We start from the raw sequence: 17115 nt of genomic DNA, 5'->3' as shown, positions 1-17115 counted from the left end.
TGGCCTTTTCACAAACCGCCTGAATGTTTTGTTCGGGGTAGGCCCATGTGCAATCTTTTTTATCAGAGATATAAACCAATTTATCTGCATGGCAATGGTTCAAAAAGAATAGGTTGGCCTGTTGGAGTTGGGCGTTTGTATAACCAAGAGTGAAGACCTTACATGTAAAATCGGGATATTGGGCCATAATATTATGGATTACGGGCCAAACCTGATCCACTATCTGTTTCACTTCAATCTTGGCGATTAGGATTAAACAGTACTTAAAGGAATTATGCTGTTGCCCTTTGTTAAAAAAGATGCGCTCCACATCAAGAACGTCGACGAGCTGGCATATAATCCCCAGTACCTTATCAGTGCATACTTCTACCGCTAATTCTGTCCCTGTTAATTCCATAACACTAAGCATTAAAGTGTTTAAATATAAACAAAGATTATGATATATCATAACCTTTGTTGTATGTATTTTATAGAACTTGGTCTTTATATGACTAAACGAGAAGAGTACTTCCTAAAGAAAATAGGCAGGAATATAGCAAAGGAAAGACGCTCAAAGGGGTTGAGTCAGCTAGACCTTTGCTCTATCATAAAAATGGAAAAATCGAATCTTTCCGCTATAGAGAATGGCCGCCAAAATGTTACCTCCCTTACACTATTAAGAATTGCAAATGCTATAGGCGTTGAAGTAAAGATGTTTTTCGATTAACCCCGAAATATCTTCTAATTAAAAATTAATCACTTTATCTAAAGCACTATCCGCATCCTTTTTCATAAAACTGGCCTGATAGGCAACCGTAGTCGTTATTGATGAATGCCGATACAGCTTTTGCAACATTTGTATAGGTATTTTATCGCCCGAGATATTCCCAAAGGTATGACGTGCTATATGCATGCTTATTTTTTTGTCAATCCCTAAATAATTACCCGCCAATTGCAATCTTCTATTCAAGGTTCTAGTAACCGTCCTTATGCGAATTAATTTCTCTTTCGCATCGTCGAAGTTAGTTCCTTTCAAATATGGAAAAATCAAATCGTTTTTATCCGAAGGAGTTTCCTTATACTGCTGAAGAATGCGCAAAGCCTTTTCCGGTACTTTAAGTGAAACCAATTTTTGATTTTTATTCATTCTATAATGCAAACGATTATCATGAAAATCTGACCATCGTAATTGCAAAACATCACTCACTCTTATCCCGGCAAAATAAAAACTCGTCAACCAAACATTAACGGCCTGTTGCTGTGCTGGAGTTAAACCATCCGCATTTTCTAATTTCTTTACTTCCTCAATGGACAATCCGATTTTTTCCGATTCCGGTATTTTGATTTGAACCTTCCCTTTTCCGAATGGATAAATACTACGTTCGGCTATACCCTCAGAAATAGCAAGGTTAAAAATTTTACGGATTAGTATCATGTAGTTTACTGCTGTTCTAGGCTTCCTCTTTTCTTGGTTAAGAATGTAGCTTTCAAAGTTTTTAAGTAAGAAAACCGAGATATCTTTAAAGGCAAGTGTTTGCTGACCGGTAAACCTCCGGAACTTCTCAATCCGCCCTTTTTGAGTATGGTATTGGCGATATTTTTCTGCCTTTTGAAGGTTATCCAAATGAAGTTCTGCTACTCCGAAAAAATCCAATTGATTGGTTCCTTTAATGTCTTCCCTTATACGGGATGCCGAAACATTGGCTTCGTTTATCTCTGCTTCAAGCAACTTCTCATTTGCTTTCGTGAGTTTTTTAAGAATTAAATGGTTAATACGAGAAGCATTTGGGTGGGATCGCTTTACTTTTCTATTAGTAGTATCCCAATACTTTTGGTCTATGTACTGACCGATAGATATAAAAGAAGCCTTTCTATCCTTCGTAATTCGAATAGCTATGGGGAATAGGTTTTGGGCATTCCTCTTTTTTCGTAAAACTGCTTGAACTGTTGCCATAATTTATATCCTGATTTGTAAGATACAAATTTTTGGGTACAACATAGGTACAACATTTATTGATATAAAAAGGTATTTTTTGAAATCAAACTTAACAAATCCTCACATATCTAATTGATTTTAAGAGTTTTTGTGTTTTATTTAAAAATAATGGTAAATTTTCATAACCCGGAGGCCGAGGGTTCAAGTCCCTCTCTCGCTACAAAGAAAAACCCAAGATGAAAGTCTTGGGTTTTTTGTTTTTCGGTCCAAGCTGGCAAGAATCTTACCCAAATTCCTTCCGCATCTTATGTCGATACGCTATTGGCGATATCCCGGTTTCCCGTTTGAACAAAAAGCTCATATACGACACATGTTCAAAGCCCATTTTTTCGGCAATCTCCAATAACCCTAGATCACTTTCGGTCAATAATTCCTGAATACGGGCCACCCGGATACGTTGGGCTTCCTTATATGGGGTATGTCCCACCATTTCCAAGAATCTCTTTTCAAATACCCGTCGGGTCATGGGTACAATCGCCAAAATATCGTTAATGCTAAAGCTACCTATGCTTGCATTTTCATAAATATAGTGCAAGGCCTTGGAGATATGGGGGTCTTCAATGGCCAATGAGTCGGTAGACCGCCTTTTTTTAACCCCTATGGGGGCCATTAGATTGGTAATGTTCACCTCGGTTTTTCCTTGCATTAAAGCCGCCAATAATTCAGCCGCCAAATAGCCCGTTTTAAACGTATCGGGGATCACACTGGTAAGGGGTGGTGAACATAATTCGCAAATCAAGGGATCGTTATCGACCCCGATTACCGCAATTTCCTCAGGTACCATAAACCCCATTTTTTGGCTACAGTCTATTATCAAACGACCCAATTGATCGTAGGCGGCAAAAATGCCGATAGGCTTGGGCAGGGTGGCCAACCATGACTCTATTTTCTTTTGTTCGTCAACCACATGGTAATCCAAATGCATGGGCAGACTATAGTAGTCACAGCGTACCCCTTGCCCCTCCAATACTTCCTTAAAGTGATCAGCCCGCCATTTAGACCAATTGAACTGGGAACCGGCAAAGGCAAAATGTTTTAGTCCACAGTCTTTTAGATGTTCAAAAGCCAGTTGGGCGATCTTTCTATCGTCCGTTTCTACCCAAGGGATCCCTGGAATTAGATTGGCCGAACTCACATCTATGGTAGGCAGCTGGCAACGCTTGATCAATTCGGCTATGGTTTCATTCTCGATCCGTGCGATAATACCATCACCATCCCAAGACAAAAGCCAGTCTGGGTTAGGTTCGCCCCTACTATATTCACCTAAGTACACATCCCATTGATCGTGTTCCATTATATACCCGTAAATACCCTTGATAACCCCGCGCGAATACGCATTGGAGGTCTCCATTAAAAGGGCGACTTTAAAACGTCTTTTGGATATTTTTTTGTTCATATCGAATGCAGATGGCACTACATATCCTTTCTACTTCACTTCTAAAGGTTAAATATATAATTAGTTGGACAATAAACTTAATCCGAACACCATTGAAAAGGGCCATTTATTCCAGTTACAATAACAAAAAATGCCTTTAATGCCAATAAAAATAAGGGTTATAACACTTTTCCACTCACAAATCCTATCGGTAATATTTCTAAATCGAATACCCAAAAATCGTATTGTCAATAATGGCTTTAGCCCGTAATTTTATCATCAATCCTTTTCACTACCTAAAAAGATGGAAAAAATTAAAATAGCCCTGGTTGGTTTGGGTTTCGGTGCGGAGTTTATTCCTATATATTTGAAACACCCCAATGCCGAGTTAGTAGCCATTTGCCAACGCAGCCAAACCAGTTTAGATAAGATCGGGGATGCCCATGGTATAGCCAAACGCTATACTTCTTATGACGCCCTGTTACAAGACCCCGAGATTGATGCCGTACATATAAACACCCCCATTCCCGACCATGGCCAACAATCCATTAAGGCCTTAAAAGCCGGTAAGCATGTGGCCTGTACCGTGCCCATGGCGACGACTATGGAAGAATGTGAGGAAATAGTGCGTTTGACCCAAGAAACGGGCCTCACCTATATGATGATGGAAACCGTGCTCTATGCCCGGGAGTTCTTATTCATGAAAGATCTTTACGAAAAAGGTGAGTTGGGTAAAATACAGTTTTTAAAGGCCAGCCACCAACAAGATATGGACGGATGGCCCAACTACTGGCCCGGCCTGCCCCCTATGCATTACGCCACGCATTGTGTTGGCCCGGTGTTAGGGCTGACACGCAGTGAGGCCGAGTATGTTTCTTGTTTTGGGTCGGGTACCATTCGGGAAGAATTGATCGCACATTACAACTCGCCTTTTGCGGTAGAGACCACGCATATAAAATTCAAGGATTCCGACCTTAGTGCCCAGGTGCACCGTTCTTTATTTGATGTGGCCCGTCAATATCGTGAGAGTATTGAAGTATATGGCTCTAAAAAATCGGTGGAATGGCCGCTTATCGAAGGGAATTCGCTAGTGGTACATACCGCCAAAAAACCAGAACCCGAAATTCCGGAAGAAGTGGAAAGCCCCGATTTTGCCCACCTATTGCCAGAGGAAATACAACGCTTTACCACGCATGGGGTATATGACTCGGACGACAACCAGCATTTGTCTTTTACCCAAGGCGCCGGTCATGGGGGGTCGCATCCGCATCTCGTACACGAATTTATCAATGCTTTGCTACAGAAAACCGATCCCTACCCCAATGCACAACAATCGGCCAACATTACCTGTGTAGGTATCTTGGCCCACGAATCGGCCCTACAAGGCGGAAAACTTATGCGTTTACCTGATTTTACCCTAAGTATCTAACCCCGAATGCTAACCCCTTTTGGCATGTGTTTGGCATGCCGTTCATCATAATTCAAAAAAAGCCTATCAAATACCGCCTATTATGAACAAGATATTATTTGCCAACCTGATGCTGTTGGTATTCGTTTTGGGTTGTTCGAACCCAAAAGATGCCCCGCAAGCCATTTTTAATGGTAAGTCCCTAAAAGGATGGGATGGGAACCCCGATATATGGAAAGTGGAAGATGGAGCCCTAACCGCCGAGATTCCCGCAGGTGAAAAACTGGCCAAGAACGAATTTATCTATTGGGAAAATGAGGTGAACGACTTTGAGCTTACCCTAGATTTTAAAATTACCCAAGGCACCAATTCGGGTATACAGATCCGTTCCCAGAAGACCGATTATAATACGGTTACCGGCTACCAATGTGATCTAGATGCCGGGGATGAATGGTTGGGTGTACTCTATGATGAACACGACCGGGGTAAGATCGCCGAACGAGGTGGACTTACCAAAATCATGGCCAACGGGGATAGGGAAACCATTCCTTTTCAAGAAAATATGGCCCTTCTTAATCGAAATCTAAAACCAAACGACTGGAACCAATACCATATCAAAGCCATTGGAAACCGTATAGAAATCAGGATCAATGGTAGCTTGTATAATATTATAGAAGATTACGAAAAAGACAAGCACGATCTTTCAGGTGCCTTGGCCCTGCAGCTCCATAGCGGAAACGGACCGGCCAAAGTACAGTTCAAGAACATGTACCTAAAAACGGTTGAGCCCAAGGCGAAAATCGCCACCGATACCACTAAAAATGTGGCCTATCGTATAAAAAACAACCCCCTCTTTTCCAACCTGGCCCATAACCCCGAACATGACGGCGCTACCGAGTATGCCTATGTACCCCCTGGTTTTGAAATGACCACGGTACTCCAGGAACCCGACGTTAGGCAACCCATTGCCTTTACCTTCGATGGTAAGGGCCGTCTATGGGTGGCCGAGGCCTTTGCCTATCCCCAAAAACAACCGGAAGGAGAAGGTAAGGATCGATTGGTAATCTGGGAAGATACCGATAACGATGGTACGTTTGAGACCGGGAAGGTATTTGCGGACGACCTCAACCTCATCAGCGGATTCGAAGTGGGATATGGGGGCGTATATGCTTCCACGGCTCCTGATTTTATCTTTATTCCGGATGCCGACGGGGACGATGTACCCGATGGGGAGCCCCAAGTTTTATTGGATGGCTGGAGTATTCGCGACACCCATGAGACCCAAAACTCCTTTATGTGGGGGCACGACGGCTGGCTCTACGGGGTACACGGTGTTTTTAATCCGTCTAAGGTAGGTAAGCCCGGTACTCCTGATGAAGAACGTATCGACGTAGCCTCTGCCATTTGGCGCTATCATCCGCTAACCGACGATTTTGAAATCTATGCCTATGGCGGTTCCAACCAATGGGGGTTAGATTATAATGCCTATGGTGAAATGTTCATGACACACTGCCGTAGTGCCTATGGTGGTGGACCGGTTACCCAAGTATTTAGGGATGCCAATTATTGGACCCAAAACAACAGGCATACCAATGATTTTATCTATAGTTACGGCACAGGGGCTTTTTTCTATCAAACCAACAACGACCAAAATAATACAGACGAGCCTAATTATATGAAATCCATTGCCGCCTACGGCCATGGTGTCGGCGGCGTAGGAAAAGGAGGTATGCACAGCACCCCGAATATGTGGGGAGGACATTCACATGTGGGCACCATGGTTTATTTGGGCGATAACTGGCCTGATGAATACCGTAACCAACTGTATACAAACAACCTTCATGGGGCTCAAATAAATCGTGAGATTTTGGAAGAGTTCGATTCCGGTTACCGCTCTTCAAGCCAGGGTAACGAACCCCTGTATATGGATGATGAAAATTATGTGGCCGTAGACCTAAAATATGGTCCCGATGGGGCTGTTTATATCAACGACTGGTACGATACCCAACACTGTCACAATAGGGATACTGAGATTTGGAACCGTTCTAACGGCCGAATCTATCGCTTGAGTTACCAACCCAATTACAAACCCAGAAAAGCCGATATGGGAGCGGCTACGGAAGCCGAACTATTCGATTATCTCTCAGACAGCAATGAATGGTTCTCTAGGCACTCACAACATGAAATACGGCAACGCCTGGCGAAAAACGAGTTTAAGAACAAGGAAGCCTTTGCCGATAAATTAGAACCCAAGGTACTTGATAAAAAACTGGAACTTGCCCAGCGTTTTCGTTATTTGGTGGCCCTCTATGCCGTAGATGGTATTTCGGTTGGGTCATACAAAAAACTGCTACGCGACGAACAGGCCGTGATCCGAAGACAAGCTATCCAATTTATTACCGAACAGGCTATTGGTTTTAGCAAACAATTCAATGGGGAATTTTTGGATATGGCCGCCAACGACCCGGCTGCCGATGTTAGGCTTATGATCGCCTCTCTGACCCAAAATCGTTTGGATAAAGCCCTGAGTGAGGAGATTATCTCTACCATGATCCAAGATCCTAGGAACACCCAAGATCGCTTTATACCAAAAATGCTTTGGTATGGCTATGCCCAATTTGTAGCACAGAAAAGCAGTAAAGAATTAAAAGAAATCATGGAGTCGGCCCAACCGCAGATTTTCAATTCTAGTATTGTACATACCCTTTCTAAGGAATCACCCGAAAAACTGTATGATATCGTAAACAACAGTAATCATGGGCAGCTAAAGTCTTTGATCATCAAACAACTTTGGAATGATCTCAGTGAAGGCCAGGACCGGGAATTTGTAAACGCCGATTGGTGGCAAAAATTGAAGCAGACAGATGTGACCCTTCTCGATGAAAATGCCCAAAGTAAACTACAAGATTTGATTATCTTATCGGATAACAACGGCCTCACGAATGTTGGGGACATACGTCAAATGCGTATAAACAAAGGGAAACAAGCCTTTGCCATGTGTGCCACTTGCCACCAACCCAATTCCGCAGGAGCCGGCCCGTCACTTAAAGAGATTTCGCTATTGTATTCCCACCCCGATCCAAAACATAAAAACAACCTAAAGTTGAAAACCGACCTGATACAGTGGATTAAAAAACCGGGGAAAAAGAGGGACCAATACCCATCTATGCCCCCATTCGCTTCACTTGACGCTGAAGTTTACGAACAACTTGTGGCCTATATGCAAAACTTTGGCCAAAAGACCCACGAAGAACAGAAAAAGAAAAAGTAAGCCTTTTGAAAACTACAAAACCCAGGTCTTTGCCTGGGTTTTGTAATTAATTCAATAAATGCTTTGTTGGTTATGGAACCACTCTAGCTTCCGGAAAAACATATGTACCATCCAAAAGTTCTTTCCTGGCCCTATATAAGCGTACCGAATAGTTCCAACCGTCTACAATAGGCAAATAATTATCGGCTTTGGGATCTCCCCCAAACCGGATAGTGATAAAGCCATCGGCATCCCTTTTGGCGATAACATTGTTAATGGAATAAGCATCGAGCTCATTTTTTTCGAAATACCCTTCCTTATTATACACGGTTACCGACCAAAACCCATCTACGGGAACATCGTCTTTAACCCGCAAGGTATAAGGGGTTTGTCCATCGTTTTTTTCAGGGGTAACCATTAAATATTTAGCGGCACGCTCTGGCGCACCACCCCAACCCAGGGCCGTACCTGCCAAATGTACCCGGTCTTCGGCCTCGCCCAGATCGCCAAAGGCCCCTTCGCTAGTGGTCAGGGTAGAAGAAGCAATTTGAAGCCCCTTTCTAACCTTTTCCAAACTGGCCATATCCCAATCGGGAATTTCGAACGTACCGGGCGAGTTTTGATCTAGTTTTACATCGCGCTGCAATTGGTTGGCTATTTTCATGTCTTCCGGATTATTGGGGTCGGCGAGAATACGCACGGCCACATGGGCATAGCGGGTATTCATGTTCTCTCGGGTAAGGGTATAGGCCCCTGGTTCATAATCCAATACTTTTAGATAGTGGTCTTCATTAAAAATCCGGATTTCCATAAACCTACCCTTATTTTCCGGTAAGGTAATAGTGGCCGGTTCGGTCAGATCCAGCACGGCATAACAAAAGAGCACATCGGGATTGGCCCTTACTACTTTTTGGTTGTCGGCCGTGGTGGGTTTGTCCATAATAAACACCTTGCCGAACATACCCGCATCTACCCTACCCTTAATAAAATAATGGGTTTCGGCCCTTTGATAGTTTTGAATGGTCACAATGGCCTTCCCATTTTGGTCGTATGCTATGCGGGGCGAATAATCATAGGGTCTTTTAACTGTTTTTGAAGCGGTCTCGCTTTGGGTATGGGTCTTGGTGTTCTGATTAGGTTGTTTCTCGGTACAGCCTGTTAGTACTAGCGCCACGATAACAACCCTTAAAGCTATTTTATTCATAGGATACCTTTTCTTAAAACGTTAAAAATAACAAGCAAGACCAAGAAAACACAAAACCCAAGTAAAAACTTGGGCTTTTCGTGTTGCTAAACCGAGAAAGGGTACAGCCTTCCCAGCTTGGCAGATGCAAAGAAATTCAACTAAACTAACTATTCAAACACTTACTAACTTATTTATGTCACTTACAAAACCATGCGTTATCCCACTAACGCATACCTACTCTCTGCATATTTTTTATAGCAATTTCTTACTCAGGATCTTCTTCTTCGTCTTCGAATTCCAAGAACACATTACGAATATCTTGACCGGGTTGTTCAGGGCAATCGGCCCCTTCACATGGAATGATATCTTTCTTTACAAAAGACAGTCTATTACCATCTACGCCTTGTGCCTCTAGGAACTCCTGGATCTTTTTGCCCCGTTTTTCAAGAACCCATTCTTCATAGCTTCCTTTTTCTACAGAGTTTCCGGTAGACCCCACATTGATTACCAATCCAGGATGTTCCTTCAGCATCTTACCTACTTTAATTAGCGCTTCTTTACTCTTATCATCCAAACTCGAATTCACTTCACCAAAGAAAAGTTGTTCCAAGTCTACCCCTTCCGGGAGGGACACTTCGGCCAAACGGTCGGTTTCCCCAAAACCATCCATGCCGTTTTGGGCCGGTATATCGAAATTGGCCACATAAGCCTCATGGCGCGACGATACCGTATAATCGGCCAGGGCCATGCCATCTTGTTCCAATTTAAGGGTATACCCACCCCTAAGGTTAAAAGACATATCGTAATTACCATATTCATCGGTAGTGGTGCTGGCCACTAGTTCATTTTCCTTATCATATACCAGTACGTCTACCCCTTTCATGGGAACCCCAGTAAACTGGTTGCTAACAAACCCTTTTACCTCTTGTCTTAAATAATCGCGAATGGTAATTGTTTCAGTATGTACGAACAGGTCTTCGTTACCATTACGATTGGAGGTAAAAAGTCCTTTTTGGGATTCGGTATCTACCGAAAAGGCGAAATCGTCGGACGGGCTGTTCACGGGCATACCCACATTAAGCAAAAGCTCTTTCTCGTCGGTCAGATCAACATAATATACATCGTACCCCCCAAACCCGTGGTGGCCGTCGGAAGCGAAATACAATTCTTTTTTGGCCGATATGAATGGAAAGGCCTCACGTTCACTGGTATTGATCTTAGGCCCCAAGTTTTTAATCTTGGTCCATTGCCCATCGGCATCACGTTCGGCCATATACAGATCCATCTGACCGAACCCACCCGGTCTGTCGGAAGCAAAATACAATTGCGTTCCGTCGGGGCTAAGTGTTGGATAGGCGTTAGAGTGTAACGGCGCATTTAATGCCACTTCGGTTACGTTACCCCATTCCCCGGATTGCGGATCCAGTTCGGCCATAAAGATCTTAAGGTGGTAAGGTCGGTTAGCGTTCGGATCTATGCTGGCCCTGGTAAAATAGGCCTCTTTTCCTTGGGGTGCTATAACCCAAGAGCTTTCGTGTTGATCCGAATTTATTTCGTTATTCAATTTTATGGGCCTTCCGGCCGGTCTGCCCCGTACGGCTACGGGCATTTTATAAATATCCATGGTTCGGGTACCGGCCACGGGGTCTTTGGTATGTTTTCTTCCCCCTTTTTTCGCGGAGGCATAATAATACCACTCATCCGTATAAAAACCATTAAATTCAGGAGCATCCGAATTTATGCCAGCATCGGCAACCGTGTACCGTACGGCATTCTCGCTAACGATTTGTAAATAATCTACCGACTTGGCCAAATCGTCTTCCATAAGACGATGTTCCGCTTTAAAGCGATCGAAAAGAACATTGGCCTCTTCGGCCCTACCCAACTTTTTTAAACTGGTGGCAAAGCGGATCATAAACTCCCAATCTAATTGGCTTTCGGGGTGTTGGTCATACTTATGGTACCAATCGGCGGCCTGGCTATAATCGGATACAAAAAAGTAGGAGTTGGCCAGTTTGCCATAAAGCTCGGGCGAATCGAATCCGTATTGGATCAATTGCTTGCTCTGGGCAATAGCGTCCTTATACATTTGCTGGCCCGAATTTTCAGGGACCATAGGCCCTTGTCCGTTCAAGGCGAACAGATTGACTAGAAATAGGACAATGAAGGTTAGGCTGTGCTTTCCCATAGTTACTTCAATGTGATTTTGTCGCTACGATCATAACCAGTACCCCCTGTGCGGAATACTAGGATTTGATACCAACTCTCTACTGTTTTTTTTGATGGATAACCGGCTAATTCATTGAACAACGCATAGGACTGGCGCTTTCGGATGGGTGGTTATCTTACTTAAATAACTTTTATACGTAACAGATATTGTTATTTTTCTATAATCTTAATTTTTTGGTTTTATTTTCCTACAAATATTAAAAATTCAAGTAAATATCCACATATAACTTATGCGTATAAAAACATCGAAATGCTACCCATGGTCCCTGGCCCAATTGTAAAATGCGTACCTTGTTTAGCAAACCAAACTAAAATGAAACCAACAGTTTACCTCCTATTAACCGTAATCCTGTGTTCGCAATGGGTGAAAGGGCAACAAACACAAGATCCGTTTTGGTCCCATAAATTTTCTGTGGTCAGCAATACACCCTATGGTGAAGACCCCGCCCAACGCCTAGATTTGTATTTGCAGGGCGAATTCATAGGCGAACCCCAATACTTTAAACCAGCCCCTACTCCACGGCCTACCGTGGTATACTTTCATGGGGGTGGTTGGATCTCGGGCGAAAAAGAAACCCGACTAGGTCTGTTTATGCATTATCTAGAACGCGGATGGCAAGTAGTCAATGTAGAATACCGCCTAGGAAAGAACACCGCCCCTAATGCCGTAACCGATGCCAAAGCAGTTTTGGAATGGTTAGGCACTCATGGAAAAAAATTCAATGTAGATTTTGAGCAAATTATTCTTTCCGGGGAATCGGCCGGGGGACATTTGGCCCTCTACACCGGTTTTGAATACACCAAACAAGAAAATGCGCCACTTCATATAAAAGGTATTATCAATTGGTTCGGAGCGGTAGATCTTTGCGCCTTGGATACATATTATGGCGACAACCCCATGAATTATTTACGATTATGGACCGGCTCCGAAACTGCTGCCAAAGAAAAATGCGAGGCTTTGAGTGTTACGACCGTTTTGCATCAAAAAGTTCCCCCGGTACTAAGCATTCATGGTACTGAAGATACGGTGGTACCTTTTGATCAGGCCGAGTTGTTACACCAAAAACTAGAGGATTTGGGGGTTACCAATCAGCTACTCCCTCAAAAAGGGGGAAAACATATGGGTTTTACGAATACCCAGTTTCAAACCATCCAATCTGAAATATTCTATTTCCTTAGTCAACTAAAATAATCTGATGAAAAACACCCTCCTTGGCATTGCCGCGTTCTTATGGGCCTGTATGCTACCCGCCCAAGAATTGTATACCGTTGACAGCCCACTAACCTCTCATTCCATTTCTTTTGAGAACCCGACCGGGGCCAAAGGTGCCGGTGGAAAAGCCGCTAGTCCGCTAGGGGTAGGCAGAAAAGGATTACCAGCCAAAATGATAGCTCCGGGCGAAGAAGTACTTTTGGCCGATATAAAAGGAAACGGAACCATAAGGCATATTTGGATGACCACTTTTGAAAATCCTTTGGTATTGAGATCGGGTTTGATTCGTGTGTACTGGGACAACCAAGAACACCCGAGTATTGAAGTACTATGGGGCGATTTTTTCGGTTTTGCCCATGGGTTTACACCACCGTTTGAATCCTATGCCCATTCGGTAGGGAAAAGGGCGGGCATGAACCTTTACCTACCCATGCCCTTTACCCAAAGGGCAAAATTCGTTTATGTAAACCAAGCCCAAGTGGCCGTGCCCCTATTCTATCAAATCGATTATACCCTAGGCGATGACCATCCCAAAAACGTGGGGCGCATGCATGTGTTGTTCAAGCGGAGCTTGAAGACGACCAAAGGGGTAGATTTTGAGATTTTGCCGAAACGTATGGGCCAAGGGCGCTATTTGGGTACGGTATTGGGCATTCGGGTTACTGACGATAAATGGTGGGGCGAAGGCGAGGTAAAAATGTATTTGGATGGCGACACCGAATTCCCGACCATCTGTGGTACGGGTGCCGAAGATTATGTGGGGCTCTCTTGGGGCATGCAAGAAACCCCTTTTCAATATCACGGGGCCAACCTCAACCAAAACGGCTTTACCAGTATGTATCGTTGGCATGTAAAAGACCCTGTTTTTTGGAAGGAGGATATACGGGTAACCATTCAGCAAATCGGTCATAAAGGCGAAAGTAAAGACCCTGCCGATTATTTTAACCAGCTCTATGAACGGGAAGATGATTGGAGTGCAACAACCTTTTGGTATGAGGCCATCCCAAGTGCCCCATTGCCCAAACTGCCCAAATTGGAAGTACGTACAAGCATGTTGTTCGAGAATAAAACCAAGTAAGAAACATAAAAAATGTCTCCTTGGGCATGGTCTGCGTAGTAATCCCAATCATTTGGACCACACCCAATTCGACAACCGTTAAAACTTGATCAATGTATTTCGTAATTCCCGTAATGCCATAAGGCCAAACAGCAACTCATTCCGACATTTACTCCAACTCCTCGTCCCAATCATCGGAAATGGTAAATACGGTACGCCTGTTCTCCCTATGTATATTTTCATTACAATCTGAGGGGTCGGGGCAAGGCTGGGCCAGTTCTTTTTCGCCCATGGCCGTATAGCTCAATCGATTCCCGTTCACCCCATTGGCCGATAAATAATCTTTTATGCGTTTGGCCCGCCTTTCGGTCAACCAATCGTTGTACATCTCGGTACCCCGCATATCGGCATGGGCCTTAATATCTATACGTATTTTAGGGTTTGCCTTTAAAACCTGGGAGATTTTGGTAAGTTCCAGCTTGGTTTCTTCAGTAAGATAGGAACTGTTACGCTCAAAAAACACCTTGTCTAGATCTATATCTTGGGTTCCGGGTAAACTGGCCAATCTACTAGTATCGAACTGTTGTAATCCGAGGGCCTCCAATCCGAAATCGATATGGTTTACTTTATTTCCGGCATCAACGTATTTATGGGCTCCTTGAAACCCATCTACCCCAACCTTTACCTTATAGTTGGTGCCTAGATCGTCGAGATTCAATTCGTAATACCCTTTAGAATCGGTTTGGGTCGTGGCCACAACTTGCCCTTCGGCATCGATTACCTCAACTTGAACACCCGAAAGCGGAATGCCTTTGAAATCGTCGGTAACGAAGCCTTTGATTTTTTTCTTGATATAGTCTTGGATACACACTTTTTCAGTCAGTTGGTAAATATTGTCATTACCGCTTCTATCTGAACTAAAAAAACCCTTCTTTGATGCCACATCTATGGAAAAGGCGAAATCGTCGTGCGGACCATTTACAGGTTGGCCCACATTTAATAAATAAGGCATTTCTGGTTCGGAGAGATCCATATAGTACACATCGTAACCACCTAGGCCATAATGCCCATCAGAGGCAAAATACAGTTCATTATCACTACTAATAAATGGAAAGGACTCCCGGCCTTTGGAATTGATTTTATTACCCATATTCTCGGGTTCGCCGAAGCTGCCATCTGCCAAGATTTCACTGACATAAATATCGGTATGCCCGTAAGTACCAGGCCGGTCTGAAACGAAGTACAGTTTACGTCCGTCGGGCGAAAGTGCCGGATGGGCCGAGGAGTAATTATTGGAGTTGAACGGAAGCTCTTCGAAATCAGTCCAGACCCCCTCCTTTAAATGGGCCCTGAATATTTTTAACACATAGGTGTTCTTTTTATTCTTGGAGGTCGCCGATTGGGTAAAATAAGCCACGGTACCCGTTGAATCGGTCACGAAAGACGATTCGTGCAGTTTAACATTGGTATCCATGGGTAATTTGGCCACCTGATCGAAAACACCGGTCTCGGTATTAAAAGGCACTTGATAGATATCGGTGGTGGGCTGATCGGTCCAGGGATCCTTGGCCTGGCTGCCGAGTTCGCGTTTACGGGAAGAGGTAAAATAAAAGATACCGTTTTTATAAAATCCGCCAAAATCGGCGGCATGGGTATTGATCCCTGTAGTAATTACCTGGTAGCGTTCGGCTTCTTGCGAAATGATCTGCAAATAGGCTTCCGAAGAGGCTAGATCAGAGCCCAGAACATCGTGGTTCAACTTAAAATAATCAAAGATCTTGGCGGCTTTATCGGCATTACCGGTTGCCTGCAGACTCTGGGAATACCGTAATAATGACTCCCAATCCATGGCATTGCCTTCCAATTCGTATTGGTTAGAATACCATTTGGTGGCCTCTAAATACTGGGAATTAGCGTAATAGCAATGTGCCAAACGGTTATATAAAAAGGCATTTTCGGCCGAAGTCCCCAACAGTTTAGAATAACCGTTAAGGGCATCTTGGTACCTAAAGGTTTCGTAGGCCTTATTGGCCTTTTTAAGTCGGCCATTTTGGGCCATTAGGCTAAATGAACTAGCCAATAATACAATTATGAGCAGCTGGTAAGGTTGTCTCATGGATAAAAGATTTGGTTCACACTAACATTTGATAAAGACTTGCTTTATCTCCTTTTCATCTTCAATGGTTCCAAACAGTTGAAATCCAAACCGACTAGGTGGTAATAAACATTTTCTGACCCAGTAGTCGGATTACACTATCCAAGCGACAAAGTTACCTAATTATTATAATTTTCCTACATTTTTAGACGAACTACACTATAACATGAAAATATTTTCTTATTTTCATTCACAAACGTTAATGAAAACATATTTTATAATACACTTACAATCAGATGTATTACAAAAACAAATAGTATAAAAACCTCAAAAACAAGGATTATACTATTATTCTTACGCAATTGTAAGAAAATCTAAGCCGATAAAAACGAATTTACGTTTTTTTCGATCCTGGTCTGTATATCGGAAAGATCGGCCCGTTCAAAATCCGAACCCGTAATATGTTCGTACAATTCAATATACCTATCCGAAACACTGTTCACATAGGCATCGGTCATTTCAGGCACTTTTTGTCCTTCTAAACCTTGGAATCCGTTTTGGATGAGCCATTGCCTTACGAACTCTTTTGACAATTGCTTTTGAGGGTCTCCCTTGGCTTGGCGCTCGGCATAGCCCTCGGCATAAAAGTAACGGGAAGAATCGGGCGTATGAATCTCATCGATCAATACGATTTTTCCGTCTTTGGTTTTTCCGAACTCATATTTAGTGTCGACAAGAATCAACCCTTTTTCGGCTGCGATTTCGGTACCGCGTTTAAAAAGGGCCCGGGTATATTTTTCCAACACCTCGTAATCGGCTTCACTAACGATACCCTTGGCCAAAATATCCTCTCGACTGATATCTTCGTCATGATCGCCTTGTTCGGCCTTGGTAGCCGGGGTTATAATCGGTTCGGGAAAGGCGTCGTTTTCTTGCATCCCTTCGGGCATGGGTACCCCACAAAGCATTCGTTTGCCCGCCTTGTATTCTCGGGCGGCATGGCCCGACATATAGCCTCTGATCACCATTTCTACCTTAAAGGGTTCACAGGCATGGCCTACGGCCACGTTAGGATCGGGGGTAGCGATAAGCCAATTGGGAACGATATCTTCGGTATCGCGCATCATTTTGGTGGCTATCTGGTTCAAGATCTGTCCTTTATACGGTATCCCTTTGGGCATGATCACATCAAAGGCCGAAAGTCTGTCGGTAGCCACCATGACCAACAGATCGTTCTCTAAGCGATATACTTCGCGTACCTTACCTTTATATACATCTAGTTGGCCCGGGAACCGGAATTGGGTATCGACAATGGTATTGCCCATGC

At 43.6% G+C, this 17115-nt stretch carries 12 protein-coding genes; 5 read left to right on the top strand and 7 right to left on the bottom strand.

Annotated elements, in window-relative coordinates:
* Window positions 1–397: hypothetical protein (locus B7P33_RS18740; RefSeq protein WP_141402518.1), on the bottom strand; the 397-nt coding region annotated here is incomplete at its 3' end.
* Between the two features lie 63 nt (window positions 398–460).
* Between B7P33_RS18740 and B7P33_RS18735 the strand changes: the two genes are divergently transcribed.
* A complete protein-coding gene (locus B7P33_RS18735; RefSeq protein ID WP_245871842.1) occupies window positions 461–706 on the top strand; it encodes a helix-turn-helix domain-containing protein in 246 nt (81 codons plus the stop codon).
* Window positions 707–724: 18 nt separating this feature from the next.
* On the opposite strand, the gene B7P33_RS18730 is transcribed toward B7P33_RS18735, so the two are convergent.
* Both B7P33_RS18730 and B7P33_RS18725 read right to left on the bottom strand, forming a co-directional pair.
* Complete coding sequence (locus B7P33_RS18730; protein ID WP_097443765.1) at window positions 725–1933, bottom strand: site-specific integrase; 1209 nt, start codon at window positions 1931–1933, stop codon at window positions 725–727.
* A gap of 265 nt (window positions 1934–2198) precedes the next feature.
* Complete coding sequence (locus B7P33_RS18725; RefSeq protein ID WP_216359402.1) at window positions 2199–3371, bottom strand: AraC family transcriptional regulator; 1173 nt, start codon at window positions 3369–3371, stop codon at window positions 2199–2201.
* A 283-nt stretch (window positions 3372–3654) separates the two neighbouring features.
* Between B7P33_RS18725 and B7P33_RS18720 the strand changes: the two genes are divergently transcribed.
* Both B7P33_RS18720 and B7P33_RS18715 read left to right on the top strand, forming a co-directional pair.
* Complete coding sequence (locus B7P33_RS18720; protein ID WP_097443764.1) at window positions 3655–4779, top strand: Gfo/Idh/MocA family oxidoreductase; 1125 nt, start codon at window positions 3655–3657, stop codon at window positions 4777–4779.
* 82 nt (window positions 4780–4861) lie between these two features.
* Window positions 4862–8029 (top strand): PVC-type heme-binding CxxCH protein, encoded by a 3168-nt coding sequence (locus B7P33_RS18715; protein WP_141402517.1) that lies wholly within the window; start codon window positions 4862–4864, stop codon window positions 8027–8029.
* Window positions 8030–8099: 70 nt separating this feature from the next.
* Here B7P33_RS18715 and B7P33_RS18710 read toward each other — a convergent pair whose 3' ends face one another.
* Together B7P33_RS18710 and B7P33_RS18705 are read right to left on the bottom strand one after the other, a co-directional pair.
* Window positions 8100–9212 (bottom strand): DUF1214 domain-containing protein, encoded by a 1113-nt coding sequence (locus B7P33_RS18710; RefSeq protein ID WP_097443762.1) that lies wholly within the window; start codon window positions 9210–9212, stop codon window positions 8100–8102.
* Between the two features lie 247 nt (window positions 9213–9459).
* The gene (locus B7P33_RS18705; RefSeq protein WP_097443761.1) at window positions 9460–11382 is read right to left on the bottom strand and encodes a carboxypeptidase regulatory-like domain-containing protein; all 1923 of its coding nucleotides are present in this window, start codon (window positions 11380–11382) and stop codon (window positions 9460–9462) included.
* A gap of 354 nt (window positions 11383–11736) precedes the next feature.
* Here B7P33_RS18705 and B7P33_RS18700 point away from each other — a divergent pair, with 354 nt between their 5' ends.
* Both B7P33_RS18700 and B7P33_RS18695 read left to right on the top strand, forming a co-directional pair.
* Window positions 11737–12615 carry an alpha/beta hydrolase gene (locus tag B7P33_RS18700; RefSeq protein ID WP_172436005.1) on the top strand — a complete coding sequence of 293 codons (879 nt, stop codon included), beginning with the start codon at window positions 11737–11739 and terminating at the stop codon, window positions 12613–12615.
* A 4-nt stretch (window positions 12616–12619) separates the two neighbouring features.
* Complete coding sequence (locus B7P33_RS18695) at window positions 12620–13714, top strand: glycoside hydrolase family 172 protein (RefSeq protein WP_216359401.1); 1095 nt, start codon at window positions 12620–12622, stop codon at window positions 13712–13714.
* A gap of 148 nt (window positions 13715–13862) precedes the next feature.
* Here the strand turns inward: B7P33_RS18695 and B7P33_RS18690 are convergent, their stop codons facing one another.
* Together B7P33_RS18690 and B7P33_RS18685 are read right to left on the bottom strand one after the other, a co-directional pair.
* Window positions 13863–15809, bottom strand: a complete 1947-nt coding sequence (locus B7P33_RS18690) for an OmpA family protein (RefSeq protein WP_097443759.1) — start codon at window positions 15807–15809, stop codon at window positions 13863–13865.
* Window positions 15810–16162: 353 nt separating this feature from the next.
* Complete coding sequence (locus B7P33_RS18685) at window positions 16163–17113, bottom strand: phosphoribosylaminoimidazolesuccinocarboxamide synthase (protein WP_097443758.1); 951 nt, start codon at window positions 17111–17113, stop codon at window positions 16163–16165.
* Window positions 17114–17115 lie beyond the last annotated feature (2 nt).

The sequence above is a fragment of the Sediminicola luteus genome (assembly GCF_002514735.1).
In the GTDB taxonomy this organism is placed as follows: domain Bacteria; phylum Bacteroidota; class Bacteroidia; order Flavobacteriales; family Flavobacteriaceae; genus HQA918.
Note: the sequence above shows the minus strand (reverse complement) of the source record. Positions and strands in the feature narration are given on the sequence as shown.